This window comes from Lutibacter sp. (genome assembly GCF_040883305.1).
Lineage (GTDB): Bacteria > Bacteroidota > Bacteroidia > Flavobacteriales > Flavobacteriaceae > Lutibacter.
Genome location: NZ_JBFLKT010000019.1, coordinates 1 through 6508, shown reverse-complemented (window position 1 = coordinate 6508; position 6508 = coordinate 1). Strand labels below are relative to the sequence as shown.

The 6508-nt window shown below is 31.8% G+C and carries 7 protein-coding genes; 5 read left to right on the top strand and 2 right to left on the bottom strand.

All coding sequences use genetic code 11. The features are described 5' to 3' along the window. From AB1Z17_RS00550 to ccsA, 5 genes are all read left to right on the top strand, one after another. Window positions 1–516, top strand: a 516-nt coding sequence (locus AB1Z17_RS00550) for an aldo/keto reductase (RefSeq protein WP_368049844.1), incomplete at its 5' end; no start/stop codon positions are given. Between the two features lie 159 nt (window positions 517–675). After that, complete coding sequence (gene nrfH, locus AB1Z17_RS00545; RefSeq protein ID WP_368049843.1) at window positions 676–1296, top strand: cytochrome c nitrite reductase small subunit; 621 nt, start codon at window positions 676–678, stop codon at window positions 1294–1296. Further along, window positions 1286–2776 (top strand): ammonia-forming cytochrome c nitrite reductase, encoded by a 1491-nt coding sequence (nrfA, locus tag AB1Z17_RS00540; RefSeq protein ID WP_368049842.1) that lies wholly within the window; start codon window positions 1286–1288, stop codon window positions 2774–2776. The genes nrfH and nrfA overlap by 11 nt, the downstream gene beginning before the upstream one ends. An 85-nt stretch (window positions 2777–2861) precedes the next feature. After that, window positions 2862–4109 carry a cytochrome c biogenesis protein ResB gene (locus tag AB1Z17_RS00535; RefSeq protein WP_368049841.1) on the top strand — a complete coding sequence of 416 codons (1248 nt, stop codon included), beginning with the start codon at window positions 2862–2864 and terminating at the stop codon, window positions 4107–4109. Window position 4110: 1 nt separating this feature from the next. Further along, the gene (ccsA, locus tag AB1Z17_RS00530; protein ID WP_368049840.1) at window positions 4111–4911 is read left to right on the top strand and encodes a cytochrome c biogenesis protein CcsA; all 801 of its coding nucleotides are present in this window, start codon (window positions 4111–4113) and stop codon (window positions 4909–4911) included. A gap of 184 nt (window positions 4912–5095) precedes the next feature. Here ccsA and AB1Z17_RS00525 read toward each other — a convergent pair whose 3' ends face one another. Together AB1Z17_RS00525 and AB1Z17_RS00520 are read right to left on the bottom strand one after the other, a co-directional pair. Further along, the gene (locus AB1Z17_RS00525; RefSeq protein ID WP_368049839.1) at window positions 5096–5953 is read right to left on the bottom strand and encodes a DMT family transporter; all 858 of its coding nucleotides are present in this window, start codon (window positions 5951–5953) and stop codon (window positions 5096–5098) included. A gap of 3 nt (window positions 5954–5956) precedes the next feature. Continuing rightward, on the bottom strand, window positions 5957–6508 hold a 552-nt coding region (locus AB1Z17_RS00520; protein WP_368049838.1), incomplete at its 5' end, for a TRCF domain-containing protein.

Below are 6508 nucleotides of genomic sequence, written 5' to 3'. Positions count from 1 at the left end.
TATGGTGTTTCAAATGAAACTTCTTGGGGCGTAATGAGGCATTTAGAAGAAAGTAACAACAATAATTTAACTCGTTGTAAAACAATTCAAAATGCATATTCACTTTTAAACCGTCTGTTCGAAATTAATTTGGCAGAAGTAGCTATGCGAGAAAATGTTGGCTTATTAGCATATTCACCTTTAGCTTTTGGGGTATTATCTGGCAAATATTTAAACGGAAACTTACCAGAAAAATCACGTATTAAATTATTTTCGCAATATAGCAGGTATAGTACCAAGCAATGTGATTTTTTAACACAAAAATATGCTGAATTGGCTGCTGATTTAAATATTAGTTTAACCCAATTGGCATTGGCATTTGTAAATCAACGTGAATTTGTTACCGCAAATATAATTGGAGCAACAACAATACAACAATTACAAGAAAATATTTCAAGTATTCATGTCGAACTTTCTGCTGAAACTTTGTCTAAAATAGACAGCATTCAAGAGTTGCAACCCAATCCAGGGCCTTAAAATACTTCCAATTTATAGTTTTTTAAAATTAAGATTTTTTTCGAGATTATGACTTAAATCATAGTTTAAGGTTAATTTTTTCATAAAATTTGCACAATGAAAAGCTATAAGAGATAATAGTGTCTTAAAATCCTTTTCTGAATTTAATAGAAACTATATATGAAAAGACTATTTCGATTTTTAATTCCACCAAAACAATGGCGAATACCCGTAATTATTTTATTGGGAGCTATGTCTGGTCTTTCATTGTATGCACTTATCGAATCTAAAGCTGTATCGTATTTATCAGACGATCCAAAGACCTGTGCGAACTGCCACGTAATGACACCACAGTACACAACTTGGCAAAATAGTTCTCACAGAGAATGGGCTTCTTGTAACGATTGTCATGTGCCACAAGACAATTTTTTCAAAAAATACCTTTTTAAAGCTAAAGACGGTTTGTACCATGCTTCAGTTTTTACAACTCGTGGAGAACCTGAAGTAATTAGAATGAAAGAAGCAGGTGTTGAAGTTGTGCAAAGTAACTGTATCAGATGCCATCAAGATCAAGTTACAGATGCCAGATTAAGCGCATCAGTTACCGACCATTTTGACAACAGAACCACACGAAAATGTTGGGAATGCCATCAAGAAGTACCACACGGAAGTGTGCATAGTTTATCTTCTGTAAAATATTACGGAAAAATAGACAAAGAACATCAAGAAACAGTGCCAGAATGGCTTAGTAAATATTTAAATAAATCAGATAATCAAAAAGATAAAAAAGATGAGCAATAAAAGAAAACCTTGGATGAACTGGATGCTGTTTCTGGCATCGCTAGTAGTTGTATTTTTGTTAGGACTTTTAGTTTCTTCAATAACAGAACGCAAAATGGAGGCGAAGTTTGCATATACTCCAATGACAAAAATTAATAAATTAGAACCTAGAAATGAAGTTTGGGGTGAAAATTTCCCACGTGAATTCCAATCGTATTATAAAACTGCCGATACTACTTTTAGATCAAAATACAATGGTAGTGCAATGATTGATATGTTAGAAGTTGACCCACGTTTAGTGGTACTTTGGGCAGGTTATGGTTTTGCTAAAGATTATAATCAAGGTCGTGGACACGTGCACGCAATTGACGATTTAAGAAATAGTTTACGTACAGGAGGACCAACTGGACCAGATGATGGACCAATGCCAGCAACTTGCTGGACTTGTAAATCTCCAGATGTGCCACGTTTAATTAATGAAAACGGTGTAAACGAATATTACAGCGGAAAATGGTCTGCAAAAGGTCCTGAAGTAGTAAATCCAATTGGTTGTGCTAACTGTCACGATGAAAAATCTATGAATTTAACGATTACGCAACCTGCTTTAATTGAGGCATTTGCGCGTCAAGGAAAAGATATTTCTAAATCGTCTCATAACGAAATGCGTTCATTAGTTTGTGCACAGTGTCACTCGGAATATTACTTCAATAAAAACCTTCCAGATAGTAAAGGAATTCCTTATTTAGTATTCCCTTGGGATGAAGGCCAAACGGTTGAAGATATGGAAAAATATTACGACAATGTAGGTCACGTAGATTGGACTCATAAAATTAGTAAAGCACCAATGTTGAAAGCGCAGCATCCTGGTTATGAAGTATTTAAAATGGGAATTCACGGACAAAGAGGTGTTTCTTGTTCAGATTGTCATATGCCTTATAAAACGGAAGGTGGACAAAAATTTACAGATCACCATATCCAATCTCCTTTAAACAATGTAGCTAATTCTTGTCAAGTTTGTCATAGAGAAGAAAAAGACGAGTTAATTAAAAACGTATTTGATAATCAAGATCGTATTATAGAAAATCGTGATCAATTAGAACGTTTATTAGTACGTGCACACGTTGAAGCTGGTAAAGCTTGGGAATTAGGTGCTTCTGAAGAGCAAATGAAAGAAATCTTACACGGAATTCGTTTAGGACAATGGCGTTGGGATTATGCTGCAGCATCTCATGGTGGATCTTTCCACGCACCAGTTGAAACAGGAAGAGTTATTGGTAGAGGTATTGATATTACTCAAGAAACTAGAATTAAACTAGCAAGATTATTAATGACTTTAGGATTTAATGGTGAAGTTCCATATCCAAACATTGATACAAAAGCAAACGCTCAAGAGTTTATTGGTTTACCAATGGATAAATTAGAAGCTGAAAAGGAAAAATTCTTAAAAGAATTGGCTCCTGAGTGGGATAGAGAAGCTGCCGCAAGAGAAGCTAAATATTAGTTGCTGGTATTTGGTATCAAAGTAGTGAGTATGCAGTATCAAGTAATTAATTACTACAAATTAAAAAATAGTATATTTGACTCGTATGAGTGAAGATAATTTCAAAGTTCAACGTAATCTCTGGGAAAATCCTTGGGGTTACGTTGAATCTTTTTTTATAGGTTTTGGTTTAATGATAACAGGCTTCTTTTTGGAAGTATTTGTTGCGAGCGATACACCATTTACAGTAGCATACCCTTACAATATAATATTTTTGATAGGTTATGTAGCCCTTTTAGTTGTGTTGTATAAATGGTTTTCTAACACGCAAGTAATAAGGTGGTTAACTAAAGTTCCAGCTTCAATTTCAAGCATAAGTTTAGTAACTTTGCTGGTTATGATTATGGGTATTATTCCACAAGTTGCTTCAGAAAGTAATTTTGTTAATAATTTAGGACTCAATAAAATTACAAGCAATTGGGCATTTTTATTAATTCTATTTCAATTTCTAACCTGTTTAGGCTTAATTTCTATCAAAAGAATAGCACAATTTAAATGGTCTAATGTTGGTTTTATTTTAAATCACGTTGGTTTATTTTTAGCTTTAACAGCTGGTATGTTAGGTACCGGAGATTTGCAACGTTTATCTATAAATACCTATGAAGGAAAACCAAGTTGGATTGCTATCGATGCTCAAAAAAATCAGGTAGAATTACCATTTGCATTTTATTTAAAAGATTTTATTATTGATGAATACCATCCAAAACTGGCGTTGGTAGATAATAAAACAGGTACCATTGCACAAAACAATGGTAAAAATTTATATTTAATTGAAAAAGGTGAAACCTACTATTTTCAGAATTTTGAAGTAACCGTTGATGAATATTTTGAAACTTCTGGAAGAATTGGAAATAGATACCACTTCGTAAATGAATTAGGTGCTCCGCCATCAGCAAAAATTACAGTAAAAAATACTACAAATGATTCCATTCAAAACGCATGGATAAGTAGCGGAAGTTTTAGTCATCCGTATGAATCTTTAAAAATTAGTGATGCTTATTCTATGGTTATGACCATTCCTGAAATAAAGAAATTTAGTTCAGATATAGATATTTTAACTAAAGATGGCGAACGCATTAGTACTGTTTTAGAAGTCAACAAACCGTTTAAGTTTAGAGGGTATAAAATTTATCAGTTAAGTTACGATGATAAAATGGGTAAATGGAGCGATTTAAGCGTTTTAGAGCTTGTAAGAGACCCGTGGCTTCCTGTAATATATATTGGGATTTTTATGATGATTGCTGGAGCAATTTATATGTTTTGGATGGGTAATAAAATAACTAAAAATCAATAAAATGACTTGGATAGATTTTCCTTTATACAGTTCAATTACAGGTATACTTTGGACAGCAGGGTTACTTTTTTTATTGATTTCATATAAAAAACAACAACTGTTTAAATTTGCAAACGTATTGTTAGTACTCGGTTGGATTGCTTTAATTGTTTTTGTGGTTAAATTATGGATAGAGCTAGACAGACCTCCAATGAGAACCTTGGGTGAAACACGTTTATGGTATGCCACTTTTTTACCTTTAATTGGTTTTATAACTTATATTCGTTGGAAATATAAATGGTTTTTAGCCTACAGTATTGCAATGGCAGGAATGTTTCTTGCAATTAACTATTTAAACCCAGAAACGTATTCAAAAACCTTAATGCCGGCTTTGCAAAGTCCGTGGTTTATTCCACACGTGTTGGTGTATTTATTTAGTTATGCTGTATTAGCAGCATCAAGTATTGTTGCTATTAAAGGTTGGTACGATAGTTACAAAGGAAACTTTAACATAGAAACCTTAAAATTAGCTGATAATTTAGTGTACATAGGTTTTGCATTTTTAACACTTGGATTACTTTTTGGAGCATTGTGGGCAAAAGAAGCCTGGGGACATTATTGGACTTGGGATCCTAAAGAAGTTTGGGCATTTTTAACTTGGATGGGTTATTTAATTTATATTCATTACCGTCATTTTCATAGTAATAAAACAAAACAAGCACTTACTATATTAGCACTTGCATTTGTAGTTTTATTAGTATGCTGGTTTGGAGTAAATTATTTGCCAGTTGCAAATACAAGTGTGCATACCTATACTAATTAAACGTATTTTTCTGAAAGGTAAAGTAACTCAAGAATAAATTTAGTACTACTGTTATTCCTGTGAAAACATGAATTCATTCAGTGTAAAAATAGATTCCTGCCTACGCAGGAATGATAAAATTTTTTAATTAAAAAACACAGCCATTATTGGTGTTTTTTTAATAACAATTAATCAACAATAACAACTACTTTCTAGCAGATTGAAAACTTTCAATAACAACTGTGGTTAAAATAAGCGCACCTCCAAAAAAAGTAGATAATGAAGGTATTTCAGATAAAAATAACATTCCAAAAATAATTCCATAAATAGGACTCATACTACTCATAATACTTACTGCAGTAATTGTAAAGTTTTTAAAACTATTTACAAAAAGTGTATGTCCAATTGCGGTTGTAATTAAAGCTAAAGAAACAATTTTAATCCAATTAGAAGTGCCTGTATATTCAGAACCAATAGTTACAGGCCATAAAAGTAAAATAACTACCATTAATTGGTAAAACATTACTTTTGAAGCATTGTAATGTGAAACATTTCTTTTAGTCAGAATATTTCTAAGCGCATAAAAAATTGCTGAAATAACACCCATTAAAACACCTTTTGTATCGTCGTTTTCAAAATTTAATTCAGGTGTTAAAAAATAAATCCCTACTAATACTAATCCGCTTAAAATCAGTTGATTTTTACTCAATTTTGTGTTAAAAAAAACAGGTTCTAAAAGTGCCGTAATTACAGGGTAGGTAAATAAAGAAAGCATTCCAATAGCAACACTTGAAAGGTGTAATGCATAAAAATAAGTTACCCAATGTGCGCCTAATAAAAAACCACTTAATAATAATGAAAAAACATCTTTTCTGCTTTTTATTTTTAAATCGTATTTCTTGTACCAACAAAACAATCCTATAAAAACAACTGCAAAAACACACCGCCACCAAATAGTTATTTCTGGTGGAAATAAAATAGACCTTCCTAAAACACCAGATGTACTAATAAAAATAACACCAATATTTAGTTCTAGAATGTTTTTTAAATGATGATTTTTCAAACTTTAAACTTTTTGAAGTGTTTCCAAGGCTTTTTTAACGGATGTAATTTTTATAAAAGTAAGTAATAGACGAAGTCCAGCCTTTGTTTCTTTTTCTTTCATTACACAACTTGTAGGATTTTTTTGTACATACTGTACTACATTAGAAAAAGTTGGTGTTTGATAAAATGCACTTTGTTGGTCCGAAACAAAATAACAAAGCATTCTGTTTTTCTTCAAAATTAAACGTTCTATACCCAATTTTTTTGCAATCCATTTTATGCGAACACTATTTAATAAATCAATTACTTGAGTTGGAAGTTCTCCAAATCTATCAATTAACTGTGCTTCAAATTGTTGCAGTTCATCTTCGGTTTTAAACTCACTTAGTTTATTATATAAATTCAATCTTTCAGAAATTACATTTACGTAATCATCAGGAAATAATATTTCGAAATCAGTATCAATTTGAATTTCTTTTACATATTCTTTCGGCTTATTTTCATCGTCTTTGTACAAGTCTTTAAACTCATTTTCTTTTAATTCTTCAATGGTTTCAGTCAATATTTTCTGATA

Coding starts and splice junctions, on each gene's coding strand:
- nrfA (WP_368049842.1), top strand. CDS start 1,286: ATGAGCAATAAAAGAAAACCTTGGATGAACTGGATGCTGTTTCTGGCA.
- nrfH (WP_368049843.1), top strand. CDS start 676: ATGAAAAGACTATTTCGATTTTTAATTCCACCAAAACAATGGCGAATA.
- ccsA (WP_368049840.1), top strand. CDS start 4,111: ATGACTTGGATAGATTTTCCTTTATACAGTTCAATTACAGGTATACTT.
- AB1Z17_RS00535 (WP_368049841.1), top strand. CDS start 2,862: ATGAGTGAAGATAATTTCAAAGTTCAACGTAATCTCTGGGAAAATCCT.